We start from the raw sequence: 24,143 nt of genomic DNA, 5'->3' as shown, positions 1-24,143 counted from the left end.
CTATTACGTTCTATATAATAACTGAGGACATGTTAGCGATTTATCCGTACTTTCTTGAGGAAGTTACCCGCTCAAGCTAGGTTTAAAAAATAACAGCACAAGGAAGGAACAACATGGTAACCATCGAGAGTGCAATGACACAGTCGCATAAAAAGCGCAGCACACACTTTCTTTTGATAGCGACAGTATTCTTGGCATTGCTAGCATCACGTGTTGAAGCTACGCCAATGCTGACGATATCCGGTGACGTAGCAAAACAAACGCTAACCCGTGAACAACTCATTCAGCTGGCGGATCGCACGATCAAAACACAAACGCCATGGACCGAAGGAGAACAGGTTTTTCTTGGTGTCTCTGCCCAAAAACTGTTAGAAACGGTGAATAAGCCCGCACATAGCCTCAAAGCCTATGCGCTGAATGATTATTGGGCGACAATTCCGAGAGACGATATCAAAAAATATAATCCCATCTTCGCGATTAAAAACAATGGCGACTGGATGCGGGTTCGAGACAAAGGTCCCATTTGGGTTATCTATCCACTCTCGGCCTTTAGCCAACTTGAAAATGAAGTACTACACAGCCGAATGGCATGGCAAGTCAATCGTGTTGAAGTGTTAAAAGAGTAGCGTCCAGCGCCTATATTAAAAAGCACAATGCGGCGAAAAACAGCCGATAACACCACTTGAGATAGAGAGTTGATGAGGTACAAAGTCGAATGGTAAAGCGCCCTCTTATTGCTTTTGTTATGTTTGTCTTCACGGCTCTACTCTTGACCGCGACGGCGCTTTATCAATTTCATCAAGCTTATACGAAACAAACACTTCATACCCAGCTGTCTGCCTGGGCACTTGCCCAAATGGAATTAGAGACCCTCGAGTTTCGAAATGACTTGGCACTCTATCTTGTCGAGGATTCAAGCCCAAGACGATCACTGCTTCTTACCTATGACATCTTATGGAGTCGGTACGATACATTTTTAAGTAGTCGAGAAACAGCGGCAATGCGACGCGCTTTCAATGCCCAACCTATTGTGGAGCGCGCTTTTCGACTCATTCAACGGCATGAGCAGGCTGTGTTAAACGGTGATCGAGAACGGCTTCAAAATTTGCTCAATGAAATAGACATTGTGCTTCCCCAAATTCGTAACTTGATGGTGAATAACTTTACGGGTCCAGCCTCTATCGAACAGCGCGCATTTCTCGATGAAAAAATCAAAGTGATGTACGCTGCAATGTTCATACTCACATTAGTATTGATTTTTTTCGCGTTTCGCCTGTATCGCAATAGCAGCAAGCAACAAGAATTGGCGTGGCAGGATCGCCTCACCGGCTTACCCAACCGAAACTATCTTCTGGACTGCCTGTATAAAGCGGTCCAGCAAAATCGTATACATACCTTACTGTTGATAGATATCCGTCGTTTTAAAGACATCAACGATTTGATGGGGTATGAGCAAGGGGATAAGGCATTAACAAAACTTGCCAGTCAGTTAAACAGCATTTGTTTGCCTTATGGGTATCCATGTGCGCGTGTCAGTAGCAATGAGTTTGCAGTGCTTGCTTACTCGGATGGTCGTCATCTCAGCTTTTTCACCCAACCATTATGTGACTCACTACGTCGTGCTATTGACAGTATTTATCCAGGCCATCGATTGTCCTTGGCAATAGGTATCGCAAAAAGTCTTGATGTTGATACCCACTCGGGAAACAGTCACTGGCAGTTAGCCAATGAGTTGCTTAATAACGCTGACCTTGCCTTAATGAGAGCTAAACAAGCGCCTGTCACGAAAGACAGTATTGACACCTTTAAAACGGAGTATGAACAAGAAGCGCAACAACGTCGTAGGCTCCGCGATGAATTAAAGGCGCACTTGATAGACCCATACCAAGATGCGCTTTATGTCGCTTTCCAGCCTATTGTATCGGCAGATCCACATCGATTAGGTTGCGAGGCTTTAGTTCGCTGGCATCACCCTGAATACGGGCCAATTAACCCGGAACTTATCGTAAATGTCGCCGAAGAGTCAGGGCTCGGGCAGCGCTTAGGTAAATGGATACTGCAACAAGTTCATCACGCGCTCAATACAGAATGGCAAAGTATCAATACGCATATTGATATCGCCGTTAACCTTTCCGATTCATTTTTCAATGAGTCCTTAATTGCTGATGTAATAACGATTTTCGCCAAACACCCAGAACAACGCAAACAACTCATTTTTGAAGTCACAGAAACAATGACCATTGATGATATCGGTCGATTCAGTCTTTTGATGAACCAGCTTCGTGATGTCGGGATCCGTATCGCGCTTGACGACTTTGGAACCGGCTGGTCGTCCATGGCAGTGCTCAATCATTTAAGCTTCGACAAAGTCAAAGTCGATCGCTCATTTGTCACTGGCATGGCAGATATAACACGACAGCAAGTGCTCGTTGATACCATTTGCCACATGGCCCACCAACTTGGTATTCATGTGGTCGCCGAGGGAGTTGAAACTAGGGAGCAGTTAACCAGCCTTCAGCAAATGGGGGTCGATGAGTTTCAGGGTTATTTTTTCGCCAAACCCCTATCAGCAATAGACTTTTATGCATTTTGTATTGATTACCTGAACCAGAAGAACGTATTACTTTCCAAGTGATCAATCAAAAACTTCTTCAATATCAACAACTTTTGATCGATTTACTGTGATTTTCCAGCGCTGATAAACGGTTGACTGGCCTTTAATCCGTTGGCAGCTGATCAGATTAAATTGATGCCGTTTTTCCACCGAATCTTTTAGCACTTGTCCTTCATTAAGGCGATACAAGCGTTGGCTACCGCGGTCCATTAACCGAGAAAAAGAGCGAAAGTCAAATTTCCATACATCTCTGGTGGTGTCGTATCCCGATAAAAAACGGGTCGTTTCTAGTTGTGTTTTTACCTTAAGTCGTACAACCGCTTCTTCTCGCTGACGCAATTTACCACGGCGTAGCTTTTTCACCTCATCAGGTAAGGTGTTATAGTCAAGGTAATCAAGCCATTCAAGCTGTCGTCCAATTTGCCTATTCGACGTCGGATCAATAAAGCGCTTACGCCATTTGGGGCGACCTCTACGGATCCACCGCCAAAGCGCTTCACGCAAATCATCTTTAAAGATCTCACGTAATGCATAGATCCCTGCCATTGCCAGCACAAAAGACAACGTGATTTCTCCCAGATACTGACGAGCATGAATAATCACCGTGGTCACAAAGAGCATCACAAACGCGGTCGCTGAAGCCTTAGCAAGCTTATTCAGGTTTTTGCCCAAAGCCTGTGGAATTTGTCGAATCGTGACAGGAAATTCAATCAATCGGCGTGCTAAACGCATCTTATTGACCATACGCGTTGGATCGCGCACCGCTTTATCCGAGTTATAGCGATTAACCAGTCGATGCGCCTCTTCAGCCTGACATAGCTCAATCAATTGTTGACGGACCGTTTTATACACGTTCCCACGTGGCATATGCGCAAGTAGCGAGAGGAAACGCTGTTCCGTCAACCATGACAAGTAGTTATCAATGTTATGATAGTACTTGAGCAGTTTGGTATCTTGCGGTTTATAGCGGCGTAAACGACGCAAAATTTCAACCGCCATTTCAATGGTATCTTCTAACTGCTCAAGAGCATCAGCGTCATCAAGCCCTGATACGGACTCAAAAAAGTCATGCGTCGCTTTTTCCAGTGACAAGGCGTATTGATAGGCATAAAGACTCAAGCTGACGCGATATTGCTCAGTAGGAAGTTTATCGCGACTGGCTAGACGGGCATGAACGAGCGGTAAGTGATAGCGGGACGTGAAATAAGTACGACTATTAGCAAGCACGCGGTAGTAAAAATCGTCTTCAGACAGCACATGTTTACCAAACTTCAGTTCGCCAGGCACGAAAAGGTAGAATGCCACCTCTTGCGCACTCACTTCTTCATTAAGCACCGCTATCCTGACTGACAGCCCTTCATGTTTGTCTACCGTGATCACGACTACTCTCCTGTGAACGCCACCCTGTTTATGCCGCGCCAACCCTGTTACGCGACCGCGCTATGTTTCAACCAAGCAAGATCTTCAACGAAACAGGCGCTTCGCCTCGCGAGTATCGCATATTTGCTAAGATTCTGTTTGAAAACTTAGGCTATATTTAAAAACTTAGGCTCTGTTTAAAAACGCAGATCCTGTTTAGAAACGTTATCACCGCTCAAAACAATATGGTTAAATTTTAGCCAAACCGTATAAATTAGGTTTCCTTCCCGCTCTTACCTGACGTGTTACCATTACTTACAAAGAAATTAACGAAGTTATCCACAGATACGGTAGATAACTTTATGCCCCGAACGCTAAATGTAGTTCAACCAACACCATATCTAGTATGCGTTTTAGCGACCCACGAATAATGGTCGTGGCCAGATCCTCACAATGTCATACAAAAAAAAGCGAGCCACTGCCCGCTTATGTATTCTCAGACGCCAAGGCTATTTAACTTGCCACAACCTGACGTAAGCGCTCCTGTACCACATTCACTAGAAGATCAGGTTGGAATTTGGAGATAAACCGATTACACCCTACCTTCTCAACCATTGCTTCGTTAAAACTGCCACTCAACGAGGTATTTAGTGCAATGTACAAGTCACTCATTCGGCTATCAGAACGCACTTCGTGCGTCAGTTTGTAGCCATCCATTTCTGGCATTTCTGCATCGGTGATCATCAGCAAAATTTCGTCACTGACATTTTTGCCTTCATCGCACCAGCTCTTCAGCAAATTCAATGCTTCAGCACCGTTTTTCTTGATGATGCACTCGACGCCAAACTGCGACAGTGTTTCACTGACCTGCGCTCGTGCCGTCGATGAGTCATCCACGACCAATACACGCTGTCCAGCCATGTAAGGCGTAATTTGCGGATCAAGCACATCTTCTGACACACCGACTTCATAGGCGACAATTTCTGCCAAGACTTTTTCTACATCGACAATCTCAACCAAACGAGTTTGTCCATCAAAGTCTTGGCGAGTAATCGCGGTCAGGTAGTTATTACGGCCTGAGCTTGCCGGCGGCTCCATGATTTCATCCCAGCCCATATTCTTGATATTAATCACTTGACCCACCAAGAAGGCTTGAATAGTGCGATTGTATTCCGTCACGATGACGTTGCACTCATCAGACATCCCGATGGTTCCCATACCAATCGACTGGCGTAAGTCAATCACTGGGATCGATTTACCTCGGATCATCGCCACGCCACGAATATTAGGATGCGAGCCCGGCATTTGGTTGAGCTTAGGCACCTTGATAACTTCGCGGACTTTAAAAACGTTGATGGCAAAAGGTTGGCTAGAACCTAGATAAAACATTAACAGCTCAAGGCGGTTCTCACCCACCAGCCGTGTCCGCGAATCTACCGAATCTAAAATATTGGTCATAGTTCACTCAACCGTCGTGTTACTGCTCATTCGCATGTATCCGGACACGTATATTTGCTTATCGACGTGCCGCTGTTCACGACTTTTCTATTGTGCTCTGGGCACCGAGACAAAAAAAAGTCTAGTCTTATTTTAGGTAAGATATGGCGACAGGCAACCTATTTGCTCATATTAGGCATACCTTTCGCCTTACAGCTTACCCGTTTTAGTCCCACATTTTAACAAAAGGTGCGAGGAAAAAGCGTGGCTGACACCACGTTTAAATGAGACTATCAATAAGTTTCAAATATGAGACAATACGGATGGATTAGGTATCTTTTCCCGAATCAGCCCCTATCCTTGTATAAGAATAGGTGAACAATGCTAAGGCTGTTACCATAACTAAACGATTGACGATTACACGCAGAGTGATGCTATGAAGAGCAAAGCTAATCAAGCACAAGGCATGTTGATGTTCCGCCTCACCGCCACCCAATCTTTCGCGATTGGTACGCTAAAAGTGCGGGAGATCATTCCTTTTCAGCCGCTCACGGATTTGCCCGGCTCCCATCCAACGGTGATAGGGACCACCAGCTTCCGTGGCATCGCCACCCCCGTGATTGATATGGCGAAAGCTATTGGCTACAAGCCTGTTGCCAAGTCCGAGTGGGCGTCTTGTTATATCATCGTCACGGATTGCCAACGCCGCGTGATGGGTTTTTTGGTACGTGGAATCGATAAAATCAGCGAATGTGATTGGCGCTCTATTTCTGAGCCGCCCGAAACCTTAGGAACGCGCGCGTTCTTAACCGGTGTTATGCACATCGACGATAAACTCGTACAGCTCCTTGATGTGGAATACATCATGGAGCATATTTTCCCATCCGATCCCGACAAGCTCCATCCTATCTTAGCCGATGTGGATCGTGAAAAACTCAAGCCGATGAATATCCTGCTAGTCGATGACTCCTTAACCGCCAGAAGACAGCTTTCTGAGGCATTGGATAGTATTAACATCCCCTATTTTGTGACGAATAACGGCCTAGAAGCGCTGCAAATGATGAAAAACGCCGCATCAGCCGGCAAGCCGTTTGACATCATTGTCAGTGATATTGAAATGCCAGGCATCGATGGCTACGAGCTGGCGTTTGAAATCCGTAATGATGATAAATTGGCAGAAGCATACTTAATCCTGCATACCTCATTGTCCAGTGACATTAGCGTTGATCGTGCTAAACAAGTGGGCGCCCATGAAGCACTCACAAAGTTTGACGCCACCGAGCTGGTACAAGCGATGTTGCGCGGCGCCATGATGAAAACATCGGGTTCATCGGTCAAGTTAGAAGGTAGCCCAACCGACTATTGACGGTCATCGGACGGGCCATGGCTGGGATTGATATGTGTCATAACACTGTCAATGTCAGCCTGTTATCTTTGCCACCATCAAACAAGTTCATCGAGATGTAGGATGGTCGAAAAGGTGTTCGCCTCAGGGTATCTCAGTATCAAGGTTCATACTGACTCTTCTATCGCCCTCTCGGCGACTCAAGTGACCAAAAACTCCCCACCTCAAGCGGAAAAAGGCTGGGTTTGCTGCCGCGCTTGTGGTTTAATTTTTTCATACTTCAAAAAATAGAAGGCGACTATGATGACCAGCGTATACGAGATCGTTAAGCACTCACGACAAAAGAACAAGCTAAAACGCGAAATCCAAGACAACGACAAAAAAATCCGAGACAACCAAAAACGTGTTGTCTTACTCGAAAACTTGTTGGATTACATCCAACCAGAAATGTCGTACGAAGATATCGTCGAAATCATCAAGAACATGAAAGGTGATTATGAAGACCGCGTCGATGACCACATCATCAAAAACGCGGAGATTTCTAAGCAACGCCGTGAAATCAGCCGCACCATCAAAGAGCTCACCAAGCAAAGCAAGAGTGGGAAGTAATTCCGTTGCTTAACCGACTAAAAGAAACCCGCCAAAAGGCGGGTTTTTTTAAATGGCGAGAGGGTTAGCGATAGGCTCACCAAACATGGGCAACGGCCGTTCATTGCTATCATCGTAACCAATGTTGAATCTGACCCGATTGATACACACTTTCTCTTTGGTCTCACTCAACACATCAAACAGCGCAAAACGGGCGCTAAGCGCCGGATGCGCGTGTTGATAAGCCCGAAGCGTATCACCTAACTGGCGATAAAACTGAGTTTCACTAACGCCAAGTGAGACAAACCATGGCGAGATAAAGCGTAACGTCGTCACGAAATGTCCGGTGTACAGGTCGTGAACTAGATAGTGTGGTGGCAAGTGTTTAATATTACCTCGTACATCTTTATCCAAGCTATTTAGCTCCGGAAATGGCTGATCGACAAAGCGTAGGTCACCATGAAAATCTTTGATCATACAACCTACAGGGACGTCACCCTCAAGCACTACCGTTATGTTTTGCCCATGGGCGACGAGACCAATCCCGTATTGACACAGCAAGTGATAAAGGGGCACAACAACGTGATCAAACAAACGCTGCAACCATTCGTTAGGCGTTAACGCGGTGCGCGTAATCAGCGCTTCCACACAACTTATCCCATCGCCTCCGGCTTGCATCAACGTCGCCAAACTCATAGGTCGCTGATTAGATAGCAGCAAGCTTTCCGCACGTTCACGCCAAACACATCCCAACATCTCATGGTATTTGTAGCAACTGTCTATCTGCGCCTGATAAGGCTGTGGGCAATATATCCCTGCCACTTCTTGTTGCACGTGCATGCCAAGACGGGACAGTAGATCGTCCTGACTCACACACTCTGAGAGCCATTTTGACAGCACGGGGCCGTGCGCAATAAAGCTGCCGGGCACGCCGCGATAACAAGACGTATTAAGGATCGTCAGCGCGGTTTTAACATCGTATTTTCCTTGGTTATCCGCACGACTCAAGGTGCGAATAGACTGTTGCGCTAGCCACTGCTCAGGACGCGTACCTAAATCAATTATCTTTCCAGAAGCAATTGAAGAAGCGTATTGGCTGTAGATATAACGCTGCATCTGCCAAGGATGAACCATCATGATAAGGTAATCATGCTTATCCGCCGGCAAGCGCGACATAAGCGCGTCATAAGCAGCTGGCGATAGTGTATCGATGAGCAAACTTGCCTGATCCAGCCCCTCACAAAAACCATGTTGTGCGCAGTCTCGATGTACAGCGATATAATGCAAGGCAAAAACGTTACCGTATTCAGGTGCATACTGCTGGCTCTCTTGCTGTCCCCAGCCTAACCGGCCTTTGTTGGCAAGAAACTTAGGGTGTGCATCCAAATAGGCCTGGCGAGCCGATTCAGATAACGCGACCAGTTCATCGGCTGGCATAACATCTAACATTGCAAGATGTTGCTGTTCGGCGCTGAGGGTTTCTTGTAACTCTTCAATCAGCCCACCGAGGTGGAGTGGCGTCATCTTAATCTCTGGCTGCAAATCTATTATTAGCGCGATGAGCTCGGGCTGATGATTATCCCCACGTGACACACTGCCGATATCCACAATCACCATGCCCCATAGGCTCATGGTGGCTGAAAACGACCAGTTCGCATTAGGGAGAGTGAGTTGATAGTCGCGCCCTTCGGTATGAGAGACGGTAATCGCGTTTTCAAAATGAAGCTCTCTGATGGTTTTTGCGAGCAACTTCTGATTGGCTGCTTGCCAATAATTCCCCTGCATTTCCTATGTCCTTTATGCGTTATTTTTCACCAATTTAAGTGAAATGTGGCAATTCGGTTATCAATGTATTGACATAAGGAACAAAGATCAATAATCATAATGATATCCATTATCATTTGATTTTGGAATTAAGGTAGTGACGAAGAAGTACTGCAGGGACGCAGCCTCATCATGCCCTGCAGTGTTGTGACGAATAAGGATAATTATGAACACCATAAAAGCAGTCGGCTTTTCGCTCTCGCCTCTGGCGTTAGTAATCAGTGCCCATCTCGCCCATGCCGCCCCTTCTGCGGCCAATACCGAAACCATCATTGTGACCGGTAGTAAGATTCAAACGACCATTGCCGATTCCGCCAGCACCAACTGGGTAATCACCAATGAAGAATTAACCCGTGAAATTCAAGGCGGTGAGTCATTAAAAGGCGCGCTCGGGAAGCTGATCCCAAGCTTTGACTTTGGCAGCACCAACGCACGTACCAACGCCTCACAGAATTTACGTGGCCGCAGCGCGCAAATCATGATTGATGGCGTCGCATTGAATGCTGCACGTACCATCAGCCGCCAATTGGATAGTATCGACCCCTTTAATGTCGCGCGTGTTGAGGTACTGTCAGGCGCGACCTCCATTTATGGCGCGGGCGCAACCGGCGGTATTATCAATATCATCACCAAACGCGGTGAAGCGGGCGATGCCCAGCTCGAGGTTCACACCGGCGTCACCACTGGGTTTAACAACAGCGACGACCTGACCAAAAAAGCCGCGGTCGCGGTATCCGGCGGCAGTGATACCTTGCAAGGGCGCTTGTCAGTAGCGTATGAAGGCAAAGGCGCGGCCTACGACGGCAATGGCGATCCTATTCTGCCCGATGTGACCCAAACCGATACCCAATTTAATGACAGCATTGATGTGATGGGCAGCCTCGATTACCGCCCAGATAATGAACAACACTTTTCCCTAACCGCGCAATACTATGACAGTCAGCAGGATACGGATTATGGGATTGATTACGGGCCTAAAACATCCGTTCCTGTAGGCAATATCTATCCGGATTACGCTGGATATGGCGATGTAGAATTATATGCTGGCTTGATAGACTCATCTTATTTGAAGCGCTCTGACGGATTAGTGTTAAGCGAGCAGCCTTTTACCGAGAGGTTGATGCTTAACACTCAATATAGTCACGCTAATGTCGCTGGTCACTCCCTTTTGGCTCAAGTCTATTACCGCGAAGAGACATTCGGGAACTTTCCCTTTCCAATGATTTCCGAGTCATTCAAGCAAAAAGTTGATTACGCTCTTTCTGGTGATACATCAGCTCCCACACTAGCATTCGGTGCCTCAGAGCAGAGCAATGACGTACTAGGCGGAAAGTTGCTGCTACAAAAAGACTTTACTCAGGCAACACTGAACTATGGTGTGGACTATTCACATGAGACTTTTAGTGCATTTCAACGTATCTATGACCCATCGGTTAGTGCAGCTAGTCAGGGGTTAAACTTTAAACACAAAGCAAATATCGATCGTTATCCTGACTTCACCACACAAAATGTCGGTCTCTTCAGCCAAATTGATTGGGAAATCACGGATAAAACCAACTTGTTCGCTGGTATTCGCTATCAAAATACGGAGTACGATGGTGATAGTTTTGTCAGTGCATATAAGCAACTCGCTACACTGCTAGACGGAAAACCGCAGGCAGAAGCTATCCCTGGCGGTAAAGCGGATAAAGATATCTGGCTCTTTAATGCCGGTATTAAATATGATCTTACTGACAAGCAGCAAGTATGGGCAAACTTTAGCCAAGGCTTTAACATGCCTGATCCCAGTAAGTTTTACGGCTATGGTTCATATTCTGGCTCTGCTTTAGATGATTACGTTAGTGTCAGTAATGTAGGCCTTGATGGTCAAAAAACAGATTCTTACGAGCTTGGATGGCGCCTCAGCAATGCGTCATTTAACACTCAGTTATCTGCGTATTATTCACTTTCTGACAAAACCTATAAATACTCTAATACACAGCTCGAATTAGACAACAATGAACAGCGTATTTATGGCTTAGAAGGTCAAGTCAACTACTATATTTCTGATAATTGGTACTCTCGCTTGCAAGGTCATCTTGTCGAAAGTGAGGAAAAAGATAAAGGCACTTGGAAAGACTTGAGTATCTACACCGCCAGCCCATCAACTGCGATGGCAGCGATCGGATACGATAACTTCGATTGGGGCACTGAGCTTAACCTGCAACATGTTGGTGACTTATCAGATAAAGAGGCTGATCGCCTCGAGGGCTATGAACTTGTCGGTCTCAATGGTTATTACACCTTGCCAGTCGGTCAAATTAACTTTGGTATCCAAAACCTACTGGATAAAGATTACCTAACTATTTGGAGTCAAAAGGCACAAAAAGTCTACAGCCCAAGTATTCCAGCGGATCTAGTCACCTATCAAGGCGTTGGCCGTACCTTTAGCTTGAGCTACAGCGCCACGTTCTAATTATGTTCCTTTTCGCGCCCAGTCCTCGCTGGGCGCCTTTTCTCCCAATGTGTTTCAACCATAGTTGCACCAAAACATTGCCCAGTAAGCCCGTGTCTGTAAGGAGTTGTCATGACACATCCCCTGAGTTTGAATGCGTTTTTCAATGCGTTGTTTGTCGAGCACCCACACACGCGGGTGATAAAAGGTCAGCCTGACCACGCCTGTTTTCCGAGTGAACAGGGCGAATTATTATTACCGCTCACCTACACCTCAGCAGCCGGCCGTCATCGCTATCAAGGTGACATACTGTGGCGCGGTAGCGACGGTGAAACTGTCCCTACAACCTTTGCCGATGCGGTTTGCCGTATTGCGCAATCAGTGCCTGAGGTCAGTGGCGAGCGTCTCGATCGATTTGCATCACGTGTTAGCCAGTCTGACACCTATGTGCAACGGGCAGAGGCACATTGGCAACACAGGTTCGCCGACCACTGGCCTCAGCGTTTTATCGAATCGGAGCAGTCTCTGACCGGCGGACATAGCATGCATCCAGCCCCCAAGAGCAATGAACCACTGACGCCCGAACAGCAAGAGGCGTATCTACCCGAATTTGCGCAGTCATTTGCGATTGAATGGTTTGCGGTTGCGCCGGGGCAATGGACAGGTGAAGGGGTTAACCATGATGTACTCGATACCTTGCAATCCTTGTTTGTCGATAGCGTGGGCTTAACCCATGCGGCCAATTTGCCGCAAGGCTGGCTTCCCTTGCCCATGCATCCTTTACAAGCGCAAGCATGGCGTGACAGTGATGACGCACGTGCACTCAAAAACAGCGTGATTGATTTGGCCTTGACCAGTAGCGGCTGGCTGGCCACCTCATCGTCACGCGCCATCTATCATCCCGACCATCCGTGGATGTTAAAAGTCTCTCTGCCTGTCAAGCTCACTAACTCGGTACGGCTATTAACCGCCACCGAAGCCAAGCGTGGTACCTTACTGAGTAAAATGTTCAACGCAGCCCCCGGAAAAACGCTGCAGCAGCGACCCCCCACGACGACTTTTATCGAAGAGCCGGTCTGGTGCACCATTTTGTCCGCGCAAGGTGAGCCTTTATCACTGCCTGTAGTGAGCTTGCGCGACAATATTTTCGCCCATCAAGCCGATCATGATGTCCACCTGCTCGCCAGCATCAATCAATCGCATGAGCAAAGCAGTCAAATTGCGGCCCTGATCGCGCAAGCCGCACAGCATCATCAATGGTCACAACACGACGCTGCACACTATTGGTTAGCCGCCTTCTTAGACCATATTCTGTATCCCCTGTGTTTGGCACGCAGCGATTATGGCATCTTGTTACTGGCCCACCAGCAAAATATCTTGCTGCGTACCGCGCACGGTTTGCCTTGTGCCATGATGTACCGAGACTGCCAAGGTATTTGGGTCACCGACCCTGCCCCTGCGCTGTTCCCCGATGTATTCAGTGAAGGGTTACCAAGCTGTTACGTGCCAGCCGACAAGGTTGATCCGTATCTGAGCTACTACCTGATTGGTAATACACTAATCAATACACTTTCCGCGATCAGCGAAGCCACCGGTGTCACCGAGCAGCGTTTGTGGCAGGTGTGCCGTCAAGCTTTCGCAACTTGGCGAGCGAGCCATCCTGTGGATAGCCGCCTGTATGACTATCTTCTCGACTCGCCGACCCTGCACTGGAAACGGAACTTCCACACTTTCCTCGCCGATCACAATGAAGCGACACTGGCCGATCCCAGCCAAATTTACACGGATATCGATAACCCATTTTATGGTGATAACGCACTGGGCTCATGCGTATTTAAACCGGTCAATCTTGATCGCACCGTGGGGCTTCGCAGCCACTCGCTCGACGCGTCTTATCACCTCATCGACGTGATGGAACATGGTCAAGCCAAAGCGACCTTCGTGCTGCACAAACCGGACAATGACACTGCGACGCTAACCACGCGCTATTGCAATGATGAATCACTCTGGTGGGCGGCGGTTGAGCACGCCTTTTATCAGCATCAGTGCCAAGCACTGTATGCCAGTGATTATCCTCACGCTCTGCAATCCGTCGTCGCCCCCTGCACACCACTGACACTGTCGCAGTTTAAACAACACTGCCCGATTTGGCACCAAGCTCAGTCACCCTCCAATGAGGTATACCAAACCGCAGAGAACGGTTTAACCCACCCAACGCGACCTGAGAAACCACAAGGCGTGTTCTATCGTCGCTACTTTTATCACCTCAAGCGCACACTAACGCTACGTCCAGCAGAAACGAAACGCGATCTTGCTTGCTTTCACGCCTGGCACAACCATCCGGATATTGCCCCGATTTGGGAGTTAGAGGGCTCGCTCGAGTTTCATCGCCAATATCTGCAAAAGGCCCATCACGATGCGCACTTGCTCCCCGTGATTGGCGAGTTTGATGGAAAGCCTTTCGGCTACTTTGAAATTTATTGGGTCGCGGAAGACCGGCTTGGACCTTACTACGATGTCGATGCTTTCGATCGTGGTATGCATATGTTAGTCGGTAATTCCGACTTTTTGGGTCGCCAATACTTTAATACCTGGGCGCAATCTATTATCCATTACTGTTTCTTAGCCGAGCCTCGTACCCGAAACGTAATGGGTGAGCCTAATGCAACAAATTGGCGCGTAGCCCGAATTGCTCGCGGTGTGGGCATGAAAAAACAAAAAGAATTCGATTTTCCCCATAAGCGCGCTGCACTGATGCAATGTGAGCGTAACGACTTTTTCGCACGTTATGCGCAATAAGGATGCAGTTATGACAAGGCATTATTCTATTTTAGGTGTAGGGCTTGGCCCCTTTAATCTCAGTGCGGCGGCGCTGCTGGCTCCCCACAGTCAGTCCATTTCGAATTTGTTTGTTGAGCAAAAGCCACGGTTTGCGTGGCATCCCGGCTTATTGCTGGATGATGCGAAAATGCAAACCTCATACCTAAAAGACATGGTGACGGCCGTCGACCCAACGAGCCCTTACACCTTTATTAATTACCTGGTTAAGACCAAAAAATTTTATCCCTTTACCGCGCGGGGCGAACAGACGGTATCGCGGTTAGAGTTTTCTGATTATATGGCTTGGGTGGCTCATCAGCTTCCCAACACCCAATTCGATACGCCAGTACTGAATATCATGCCTCACGGCTCAGGCTTCGCGGTGAGTACGCCACACGGACAATTGAGCTGCGATCATTTGATCGTTGGCACCGGTACCCAACCGTTTATGCCTGACTGTGCTGCGCCATTTGTGGGTGAGCGGGTCTTTCATGCCAGTGAACTTGCCCTCCGACAACCGGACTTAAGGGGTAAAAAAGTTGCCATTGTTGGTGGTGGTCAAACCGGTGCCGATGTCTTCCAGCATCTCTTTGATGGTGAATTTGGTAAAGTAGCGCATATTGATTGGATTTCTCGCCGTCCTAACCTGCAAGGATTAGATGAGAACCCTTTTACTGATCAGTATTTTATCCCTGATTACGCAGAGCAGTTTCATAGCCTCGACCCCAAGATCAAACACACTCAGCTTGCGCAACAAAAGCTTGCCAGTGATGGGATTACCGACGACTGCTTGCAAGGACTGTATCAACGCCTGTATCACGATAAATATGTGCGCCGGTCACCGCAATGGTGGCGACTGCTTCCAGGACAAACGCTTACTGGGATGCAATCACACCAAGCAGGTTACCAGTTAGCGACCACAGCTACCTTGACCGGAGTAACCACAGCACTCGATGCAGAGGTGGTGATCTTGTGTACTGGTTTTTCTCGCGCACTCCCTCAGTGCCTCGATACTTTAAGCGACCACCTCGACCTTGATGACGAGGGACGACCGAATGTGAATGCTCACTACCGAGTAAAAATGCGTGAAGGCAGTTCACTCGCTTTATATATGATGAATGTCGGCACCCATTGTCACGGTATTATTGAGCCACAATTGAGTCTCGCGGCCTGGCGAGCAGCAACCATTATTAATGCGATTAGCGACACGCCCCTATACGACATTACGCATCATCACGGCTTACTCGACTGGACGCTGACTGAGTCCTCCACACAGTCAGCTCAGATGCAAAAGGTAGCAGGCTGGTAATGGCGTACACACAAACAAAGCCCGCGACACAGACCGCTAAATGGCAGCCTATCACCTTAACGTCTATTGCTGCTCTGATGGGCATTGGACAAAACGGGCTGTTGGTCTCGCTGCCACTGTTAGTGGCACAAGGCGGATTTTCATTGTCAACCTGGGCGGTGATCATAGCGGTGGGTAGTGTACTCTTTCTCCCTGCTGCGCCTTTTTGGGGACGTATAAGCGATCAGTACGGCCCCAAATTTGTGGTTCTTCAAGCCTTAATCGGCATGGCTATTAGCTTTGTCCTGTTACTGATCGCCACGCTGGGCGCGCAAAACAGCCTCAACCAATGGCCTTGGTTAGCATTAGCGCTGATGGCAAGAGTCGTGTATGGCTTAACCGTAGCGGGCATGGTTCCCGCCAATCAGCATTGGGCCGTGTTACTCGCTGGCGAGGCACGCCGCATGCAGGCGATCACCTCAATCAGTATTGGTTTAAGTCTCGGTCGCTTGGCCGGCCCATTAATCGCCTCGGCGGTTTTGATCGTCAGCCCGTATGCCTCACTTGTGCTGATGTTATTACTGCCATTAATCGCCACATTGGTTATCAGCCTCATGCCTCACCGTGAGGGCCAGAAAGATACATCAAGTTCGCCTGTCAGTCAGTGGCTGGCGCCAAAATCTATTTGGCCCTATATGGGATATGGACTCGCCGTGTGTGCAGCAATTGCCCTATTGCAATACAACCTCACGCCGATACTCCATACCATCACCGAATGGTCTGCCAGTAAAGTTAGCCAGATGATGAGCTATTTGCTTACCTTAAGCGGCATTGCAACGCTCACCGTACAAGTGTTGGTGGTAAAAAAACAGCGTCTAAGCATCGACCACATGCTGGGCGTCGGCGCAATCAGCTTAGTTGCAGGTTATAGCTTACTTTTACTCCCTACCCTGGGCGCATTAATCGTTGCTATGCTCGTAATATCAGGGGCCTGTGCGTTGCTGATCCCTGCCTATACTAGCCAAGCGATGCAAAGGCTCGACAATGAACCGGGGAAAGTCAGTGGTTATATCGCTATGGCGCATACACTCGGATATGGATTCGCGTCACTATTAGCGACATTAACACTTAATTATCCACCTCTTCCCATTATCACTTGCGTCAGCCTTGCAACCATGGTGCTACTGGGCATATTAAATGCAGCATATAAACAGTGAACCAACTAAGGCTCACCGTTTTTCCAGCGAGTTTTTGCCGTTTTTCCGGCAAAAACTGAATGAGATCACTCAATCACACTATTGATATTTAAACTGAATCATTACCGGATAGTGATCAGAAAGCTCATTGTAGTAACCATCATGATAGGTTTGTCCTGCTTCTTGTGGCCACTCACCTTCTAAGTAATCCCAGTACCAGCTATCCTTCGCTTTTAAGCGCACAACCTGCATTTGCGGCTGGTTAACAGGCTTGCCATGATCGCGACTCCATAAAATATAATCTAATGTCGTGTTGTAATTCAGATCATACTCAAAGTGATACGCGTTTGCTTTAGTAAACCAGTTATGTTCAGCGGAGAAAGAGGTCACTTCAGGCTCAGAGAAGCGCAGTGCACCATTAAGTGCCGCTTTCATATCCTTAATTTCATCTTGACGGCTCCATTCCACATTCATATCTCCGCCGACAATCACGGGTTCGTCAGTCGGTATGTCTTTGTTGTTAATAAATTGTTTAATCTCGCCAAGTTGCCCTAAACGAACCTCGTGTTCTTCATCAGACATGCCATCATGCGTGGCTTGTAAGTGCGTACCTATCAAATGGAAGATCTCGCCATTTTTATCGATCTTAGCGTACGCAAACCCCTTATTTGCTTGATAGTCCCAGCTGCCCCGTAAACTGTTATTATAAATGTGCGCTTGCTGGGTCAAAATCGGATACTTGGAAATAATGGTGACGCCACCCCGCACGACGAGAGCAGAGTTAGAGCAATCTCCTGTTAATGCATCCCAACCCTCACCACTGCAATCTTGCCCCACATTGGGCGTTTGGTAAKGATATAGGTTGGCAAGTTGGTTCATTGCTTGCTCTGCTTCAGCGTTGAAGGCTTCGCTAACCAAAATGATGTCGGGCTGGGTATCCATGTCGGCAATCGCAGTCGGTAAACGAGCCGCTCGTTCTGCTTGATCCCAATCTTGTAGGTTGCTCAACTGCATGATGTTATAAGCCATCACGTTAAGTTCGCCAGCATGAGCGCCGACACTTAGCAATAAAGCCGCTACCCCTGAAAACAGTTTTTTTCTGTTCATATTTCCTCTTTGCGTTTTGCTTTCTAATTATGTTTGGGGCCAAGCCCACCCAAAGATTAGAACCCTAACGAAAAGAGGTTAGACCACACCAAGAATCCTTCGTATTTTATGATATGTTTGTAACTAAGATCACACTTGCGTAACAGCGCTGACTATTCGCTTACTCTTTGGTCAATAGTTGTGTGTCTGTGGTAAACGTATGCTTTCTTAGCATGGTCGCTAGTTCGTGTTGTCGAACAGGCTTAGCAATATAATCATCCATGCCAGCCGCTAAGCATGCTTCTTTATCTTCTGCTGTTGCGTTGGCAGTTAATGCAATAATGGGGATTCGGTCCGTGCGAGACGCTTTACGCCTGATCAGTGCTGCCGCCTCATAGCCGTCCATGACCGGCATTTGGCAGTCCATGAAAATGGCATCAAAAGGCTGACTGCTCCAAAGAGCTAACGCTTGCTCGCCGTTATCCGCTGATCGCACATTGATGCCTAACTGCGTCAGCATAGCTTCTGTAACGCGTTGATTAACTTTGGAATCCTCAACCACGAGAACATGTAGCCCTGCCAGTGATGTCCCCTTTCCTGTTGAACGCACAATACCCAGCGTGGGCTGTCTTTGTTGAAGGATCCGAACTAAATTAGCTTTTAAATCATTAAATTGATAAGGGCGTCCAAGATAACCTTCAATGCCTGATCGCTCGATGCGCGGTCTATCAATCACATCAGGCGCAGCCGTCAGCATGATAATGGCTGGGCTTCTCTCACCCAATTCAGTGACAATTTGCTCGGCGAGACTAAAGCCATCCATTTTGGGCATGATCTTATCAAGCAAAACGACTTTAAATGGAGATTGGCTATCAAGCCGTTCTTTAATAAGCGGCAACGCATCATCGGGATGCATACAACAGGTCACTTGACAGCCGAGATTACTCAATTGCGCGGTTGTAATCCGCATATTAAGACGACTGTCATCAACCAGTAGCATTGGCGCGCCCGCGAATAAATACGCCTCTACGGGCGTCGCAAGCGGCACATCTGCACATTCAAAGCGCGCCGAGAACGAGAATAGGCTACCCACATCCACTTCACTTTCTAGGGTGATTCGCCCCCCCATCAGGTTGACAATTTGCTGAGAAATCGCGAGGCCTAACCCAGTACCACCTGCGGTTGCTGCTGAAGCGTCGCCTTGCTCAAACTTACCAAAGATACGATTTTGCGCTTCAATCGGAACACCCGGTCCAGTATCTTTCACTTGAAAACGAAGTACACAAGCGTTTCCCTCATCAAGAACTTTGGTAATCGAAACGGCGACGTCGCCTTGTTCAGTGAATTTAATCGCATTCCCGACTAGGTTGATCATCACTTGGCGTAATCGCGGTGTGTCACCAACCAGCAAGGGCGATATCTCTGGGTCAATCTCACAGCCAAACTGTAAGTGTTTCTCTTTAGCTCTCAGCGTGAACAAGTTTTCCAGATCTTTACCCAACTCAAATACATTGAGCTCTAATGGTTCTAACTCTAACTTACCTGCCTCTATTTTAGAGAAGTCCAAGATATCGTTAATCACATCCAGTAACGACATCGAGGAGGTTTCTAGCATTTCGACGAACTCTTGTTGTTCATCATTCAAACGCGTACTTTTCAGCAGCGATGCCATCCCGATAATGCCGTTCATTGGCGTACGGATTTCATGGCTCATGTTAGCCAGAAACTCGCTTTTTTTGTGGCTGGCCTTTTCGGCATCCAGCTTCTCGTTCTCAACCCGCGATAGCGTTTGGCGAAATTGAGTGACCATAGCATTGTAGCGCGCCTCAAACCCCCACCAACCGCGACATTCTGGTGGGACACTGATTTGATTTGGTAAGCCGTTGTCCCATTGATTCACCTGTTGGTGCAGAGCCGATAATGGTGCGGTGAGATACCGTTGCACTATCCACATTGACGCTATCACGCCCAGCCCTGAAACCCCCAACCAACCTAGAAACGCCCACTTCGCACTCTCTCCTAGATAAGCACGTAATGCGGTATAGTTCGAGGCCACATCAAGCTGGCCAAGTACATATTCATTGCCTTCTTTTTTGGCAATTAATGGCCAACTCATCTGGATCGATTGTTGAGTTGGCTCTACACCACGTTCAATTTGTGTGCTGTCAGCATCATAAACGTGTATGTAATCGATTTCTGGTTGTGCAATAAGTTGTTCAATTTGTTGTTCAAATGCTTGTGTTTCTACTCGCCATAGGTGATCAGTCATGGTGCGGACATCACGGCTGCCAACATCTTGTAACACGCGCTGGACCTGTGATTTATGGGATTGATAATCGGCAAAAAGTAATAGTGATGCGAATAAGGCGATGAGTATTACCCAGCATAGCGCCAGCTTCGTCATCAACGATACTGATAAGGAATGGCGTAAAATGGCTTTGCCTGCTTTCATAATCACCTATTTAATAGAAGAGCTTGCCCTATAAGCATAGAGCCCGTTCGTCGTTGGGGCGAAAAATATCCGGCTAGATACAAGGAAAGGTAGACAAAAAAGCGCTCCGGTTAAAGAGCGCGAAGGGTTTTATTTTGTGAGCGATCAATCCAACACGCCGCGACGTATTTGATCAAGCTCAATCGATTCGAACAGAGCCTTAAAGTTACCCTCACCAAAGCCTTGATTGCCTTTACGCTGGATAATTTCAAAGAAAACAGGACCAATAACTGTATTGGTAAAAATCTGTAGCAAAATGCCAGTATCCGCGTCACCATCAATCAGAACACGAGTATCACGGAGCTCATCAATATTTTCTTCGTGACCGCTAACACGCTGATTCACTTGCTCATAATAGGTCTCTGGCGTATCCATAAACGCCATTCCCCGATCTCGCAGCGTGCGTACTGTTTGATAGATATTCTCTGTCGTCATTGCAATGTGCTGAATACCCTCACCATTGTACGCTTTTAGGTACTCGGCAATTTGTGACTTATCATCACTGGATTCGTTAATCGGGATACGGATTTTTCCGCACGGAGCAGTCAATGCACGAGATTTTAGCCCTGTTTTTTTGCCTTCAATGTCGAAAAAGCGGATCTCTTTGAAATTGGCGATACGATCATAGAAATCAGCCCATACATCCATGTTGCCAATATCGACATTGTGCGTCAGGTGATCGATAACCTTCAATCCTGCATCGGCTTCTTTAAGGCGCGCTTGCCAATCAGGATAGAAGTCGAAATCAACCTCGTAAATACTCTGATCACCGTAACGATCGACAAAGTAGAGTAATGAGTCGCCAATGCCATATACCGCCGGGATGCTAAGCTCCATCGGACCGATATTGGGCTCAACCACTTTGGCACCTTGTTTTGCCGCGTAAGCAATTGCATGAACAGCATCTTGCACACGGAATGCCATCGCATTCACGCTCGCGCCATGATGCTCTGCAAAGCTTTGTGCCTGAGACTCGGGTTCGCCATTAACAATAAAGTTGGTATCGCCTTGGCGATACAGCCAAACATGCTTGTGTTTGTGCTTGGCAATTTCAGCAAAACCCATCAATGAAAATAGACTTTTCAACGCATCAATACCGGCTTGATCGGGGGCGGTATATTCCACAAATTCAAACCCATCTGTCCCTAATGGGTTAATGGTTTTTACAGGTTTTTGCAGTGTGGATGTCATAATGGTTCCTCCTTGTTGATGCCAGTAGGAATAGCATGACGCCAAAGTAAGCACTAGTGATCCAGCACGCTCAGGTCGTTACAATACTGTTAACCAATACTGTAATACTTACTGAACAGGAAAGGGGAAGCCTCAAAAAGTTGTTTTTTATCAATGCGATAAAACAAAATGGCATGTAAAGAGACTCAATGATCTCTATACACTTTGTTTACATTAAAGAAACAAAAACAGGAGAAAGGGCGGGGCATTTCAGATAAACGCACCGACGCTACGAAGAGCGACGGCCAACCAAGTAGGTAAGAGAGGCGTGACCGATTGATAATGGCTTCCGATGAGCAGGATGTCGGGAAACCAGCTGTCTACAGGTAGGATCCTGTTGAACATCGTCTGCCATCAAGGTTTAAATCTTCAAGCTTTAAACCTTCAAGCTTTAAACCTTCAAGCTATAGCTGGTTTGCTGTGCGTTGGGGGTAACCGTTTTTTGAACTTGGTCCATCAATGCCTGTTGCTGCTGATTGTACGCGTCCGCTTTTGTCTTTTGCGCCTCTTGCTCAGCAACACGATCAATTAAAGCTTGATAGTCGCGTTTATCCTCGCGCTGCTCACTCGATGCGGCAGTCTCTTTTTGCTCCTCCCGCTCTTTACGGATGACTTCAGCGCGTTCTTGCACACTCATCGAGTTATTGAGACCGCCGTTGACCTGATCATCCTGACGGTCACGTTGACGCTGCATATATTGCTGCGACAAAGGTTGCGAGTTGATTGACGTCGGCATAGGTCCTCTCTTAAACAAGGTGACATCTTGATTAAATTTTAGCCTATTTCTCCTCAGATTGATATCACAATGTATGCTTAAGACGCTTGCCTTTGGCCCAGTTGTTACACGTTGATCTTTCAGTGGCGCAACGTTGCGAGAAGAAGCAAAGGCTTAGATGACCAACCGCCCAAGAACCTATTGATCAATACAACAAGGAGAAAAACTATGCTGACCGGTAAACACTGTGTCATTACGGGAGCCGCTCAAGGTATTGGCCGTTCCATCGTCGAGACATTTGTCGAACAGGGAGCACACACCGTTTACGCGCTAGACCGGACTGTAGATAACATGCAAGACTGGCAAAACCATGCCGTAATAAAACCCGTGGCGCTCGATGTCTGCCACAGAGACGCTGTCGCCAGCTGGGTGCAGACGCTGCACCAACACAACGCAGTCATCGATGTGCTCGTTAACAACGCAGGGATCACGCGTGATAATTTGCTAACCAAAATGAGCGAAGAGGATTGGGATGCTGTCATTGATGTGAATCTTAAAGGGGTATTTACCATGACACAGGCGATAACACCGCTGATGCGCGCTCAAGAGCATGGCGCGATTGTCAGTTTATCGTCAGTGGTCGGTACCGATGGCAATATTGGCCAAACCAACTATGCCGCATCAAAAGGAGGTGTCATCGCAATGACAAAAACCTGGTCAAAAGAGCTCGCTCGTCATGGCGCACAAATTCGCGCCAACTGTGTCGCACCTGGATTTATCGAAACGCCTATGACCGCCAACTTACCAGATAAAGTCATCGACATGATGAAAGGGAAGACACCACTCGGGCGAATGGGTACCGCACAAGACATCGCGAATGCGATCAGTTTTCTTGCCAGCGACAACGCGAGCTTTATCACAGGTCAAACACTTAAAGTTGATGGTGGATTAGTCATATAATGACGTGATATCCATCCACAACATTGAGCGTTTTATGACCCCGACACTTCTTATCACTGGCGCGAATCGCGGAATCGGCTTAGCCCTTACCGAGCGGTATCTTGAACATGGCTGGCGTGTTATTGCTTGTTGCCGCTTTCCGGGTTCCGCGCCGCATTTAATGACGCTAAAAAATCACTATGCCTCACTGACAACACAGGCGTTGGACGTGACAGACCACGCCGCAGTGCAACAACTTGCATCAAACCTCAGTGACACGCCCATTCACTTACTGATCAATAATGCCGGTCAATATGGTCCCAAAGGCTATCAGCTAGGAGAAACGGACACAGAGGCGTGGCGAGAGGTGTTAGCGGTCAATACCATTGCGCCACTAGTCATGGCTGAGTCGTTTATCCCACATCTCACGCTTGCCAACAATAGCGGACATACTCCTATTTTCGCCTTCATCTCATCAAAGGTGGGGAGTATGAGCGATAATCAATCAGGAGGGGGTTATATCTACAGAAGCTCCAAAGCCGCTCTAAACGCAGTCGTCAAAAGCTTATCAATTGATTTACGACCAAAAGGGATTCGCACCGTCGCCCTACACCCTGGCTGGGTACAAACCCAAATGGGCGGTCCTAATGCGCTGATTACCGCCGACATCTCGGCGCAAGGGCTCAAGCAAGTTCTCGATACACTCACCGACAGCCAAAGCGGACACTTTTTAGATTATCAAGGCAACACCATTGCGTGGTAGGCCGGTAGCGGTGG

Annotated in this window: 17 protein-coding genes; 10 read left to right on the top strand and 7 right to left on the bottom strand. The window is 47.5% G+C overall.

Annotation, left to right across the window (positions count from 1 at the left end; all coding sequences use genetic code 11):
- The first annotated feature begins 134 nt into the window (after positions 1-134).
- Both BZG78_RS05635 and BZG78_RS05630 read left to right on the top strand, forming a co-directional pair.
- Positions 135-626, top strand: coding sequence for a hypothetical protein (locus BZG78_RS05635; protein ID WP_077660624.1), 492 nt, complete (start codon positions 135-137; stop codon positions 624-626).
- A gap of 89 nt (positions 627-715) precedes the next feature.
- Entirely contained in the window at positions 716-2,635 is a 1,920-nt protein-coding gene (locus tag BZG78_RS05630) for a GGDEF domain-containing phosphodiesterase (RefSeq protein WP_077660621.1), read from the top strand.
- On the opposite strand, the gene BZG78_RS05625 is transcribed toward BZG78_RS05630, so the two are convergent.
- Both BZG78_RS05625 and BZG78_RS05620 read right to left on the bottom strand, forming a co-directional pair.
- Complete coding sequence (locus BZG78_RS05625) at positions 2,636-3,994, bottom strand: hypothetical protein (protein WP_077576138.1); 1,359 nt, start codon at positions 3,992-3,994, stop codon at positions 2,636-2,638. It abuts the gene before it with no gap.
- A 492-nt stretch (positions 3,995-4,486) separates the two neighbouring features.
- Entirely contained in the window at positions 4,487-5,431 is a 945-nt protein-coding gene (locus BZG78_RS05620) for a chemotaxis protein CheV (RefSeq protein WP_077460871.1), read from the bottom strand.
- 415 nt (positions 5,432-5,846) lie between these two features.
- Here BZG78_RS05620 and BZG78_RS05615 point away from each other — a divergent pair, with 415 nt between their 5' ends.
- Positions 5,847-6,776 carry a chemotaxis protein CheV gene (locus BZG78_RS05615; RefSeq protein ID WP_025744876.1) on the top strand — a complete coding sequence of 310 codons (930 nt, stop codon included), beginning with the start codon at positions 5,847-5,849 and terminating at the stop codon, positions 6,774-6,776.
- A 282-nt stretch (positions 6,777-7,058) separates the two neighbouring features.
- Positions 7,059-7,364 carry a DUF496 family protein gene (locus BZG78_RS05610; protein WP_077460870.1) on the top strand — a complete coding sequence of 102 codons (306 nt, stop codon included), beginning with the start codon at positions 7,059-7,061 and terminating at the stop codon, positions 7,362-7,364.
- A 48-nt stretch (positions 7,365-7,412) separates the two neighbouring features.
- Here the strand turns inward: BZG78_RS05610 and BZG78_RS05605 are convergent, their stop codons facing one another.
- Positions 7,413-9,128 carry an IucA/IucC family protein gene (locus tag BZG78_RS05605; protein ID WP_077660620.1) on the bottom strand — a complete coding sequence of 572 codons (1,716 nt, stop codon included), beginning with the start codon at positions 9,126-9,128 and terminating at the stop codon, positions 7,413-7,415.
- Between the two features lie 205 nt (positions 9,129-9,333).
- Here BZG78_RS05605 and BZG78_RS05600 point away from each other — a divergent pair, with 205 nt between their 5' ends.
- The 4 genes from BZG78_RS05600 (at position 9,334) to BZG78_RS05585 (ending at position 16,926) form a co-directional block, all read left to right on the top strand.
- Positions 9,334-11,622, top strand: coding sequence for a TonB-dependent receptor (locus BZG78_RS05600; protein WP_077660619.1), 2,289 nt, complete (start codon positions 9,334-9,336; stop codon positions 11,620-11,622).
- Between the two features lie 111 nt (positions 11,623-11,733).
- The gene (locus BZG78_RS05595; protein WP_077660618.1) at positions 11,734-14,400 is read left to right on the top strand and encodes a GNAT family N-acetyltransferase; all 2,667 of its coding nucleotides are present in this window, start codon (positions 11,734-11,736) and stop codon (positions 14,398-14,400) included.
- Between the two features lie 10 nt (positions 14,401-14,410).
- Positions 14,411-15,730: a SidA/IucD/PvdA family monooxygenase gene (locus BZG78_RS05590; RefSeq protein ID WP_236719499.1), complete on the top strand. Its 1,320-nt coding sequence runs from the start codon at positions 14,411-14,413 to the stop codon at positions 15,728-15,730.
- Positions 15,730-16,926: an MFS transporter gene (locus tag BZG78_RS05585; RefSeq protein ID WP_077660616.1), complete on the top strand. Its 1,197-nt coding sequence runs from the start codon at positions 15,730-15,732 to the stop codon at positions 16,924-16,926. Before BZG78_RS05590 ends, BZG78_RS05585 begins: the two co-directional genes overlap by 1 nt.
- Before the next feature lie 78 nt (positions 16,927-17,004).
- Here BZG78_RS05585 and BZG78_RS05580 read toward each other — a convergent pair whose 3' ends face one another.
- The 4 genes from BZG78_RS05580 to BZG78_RS05565 all read right to left on the bottom strand — a co-directional run bounded on the left by BZG78_RS05580 (position 17,005) and on the right by BZG78_RS05565 (position 22,448).
- Entirely contained in the window at positions 17,005-18,012 is a 1,008-nt protein-coding gene (locus tag BZG78_RS05580; RefSeq protein ID WP_077660615.1) for a sphingomyelin phosphodiesterase, read from the bottom strand.
- Positions 18,013-18,172: 160 nt separating this feature from the next.
- Positions 18,173-20,443, bottom strand: coding sequence for a response regulator (locus BZG78_RS05575; RefSeq protein WP_077660614.1), 2,271 nt, complete (start codon positions 20,441-20,443; stop codon positions 18,173-18,175).
- Positions 20,444-20,587: 144 nt separating this feature from the next.
- Complete coding sequence (hppD, locus tag BZG78_RS05570) at positions 20,588-21,673, bottom strand: 4-hydroxyphenylpyruvate dioxygenase (RefSeq protein WP_077460864.1); 1,086 nt, start codon at positions 21,671-21,673, stop codon at positions 20,588-20,590.
- A 430-nt stretch (positions 21,674-22,103) separates the two neighbouring features.
- On the bottom strand, positions 22,104-22,448 hold the full coding sequence (locus BZG78_RS05565) for a hypothetical protein (RefSeq protein WP_077460863.1): 345 nt from the start codon (positions 22,446-22,448) through the stop codon (positions 22,104-22,106).
- Positions 22,449-22,655: 207 nt separating this feature from the next.
- Between BZG78_RS05565 and fabG the strand changes: the two genes are divergently transcribed.
- Positions 22,656-23,387 (top strand): 3-oxoacyl-ACP reductase FabG, encoded by a 732-nt coding sequence (fabG, locus tag BZG78_RS05560; protein ID WP_077660613.1) that lies wholly within the window; start codon positions 22,656-22,658, stop codon positions 23,385-23,387.
- A gap of 34 nt (positions 23,388-23,421) precedes the next feature.
- Positions 23,422-24,129, top strand: a complete 708-nt coding sequence (locus BZG78_RS05555; protein ID WP_077660612.1) for an SDR family oxidoreductase — start codon at positions 23,422-23,424, stop codon at positions 24,127-24,129.
- The last annotated feature ends 14 nt before the right edge of the window (positions 24,130-24,143 follow it).

It is taken from the genome of Salinivibrio sp. MA351 (genome assembly GCF_001996065.1).
Lineage (GTDB): Bacteria > Pseudomonadota > Gammaproteobacteria > Enterobacterales > Vibrionaceae > Salinivibrio > Salinivibrio costicola.
Note: the sequence above shows the minus strand (reverse complement) of the source record. Positions and strands in the feature narration are given on the sequence as shown.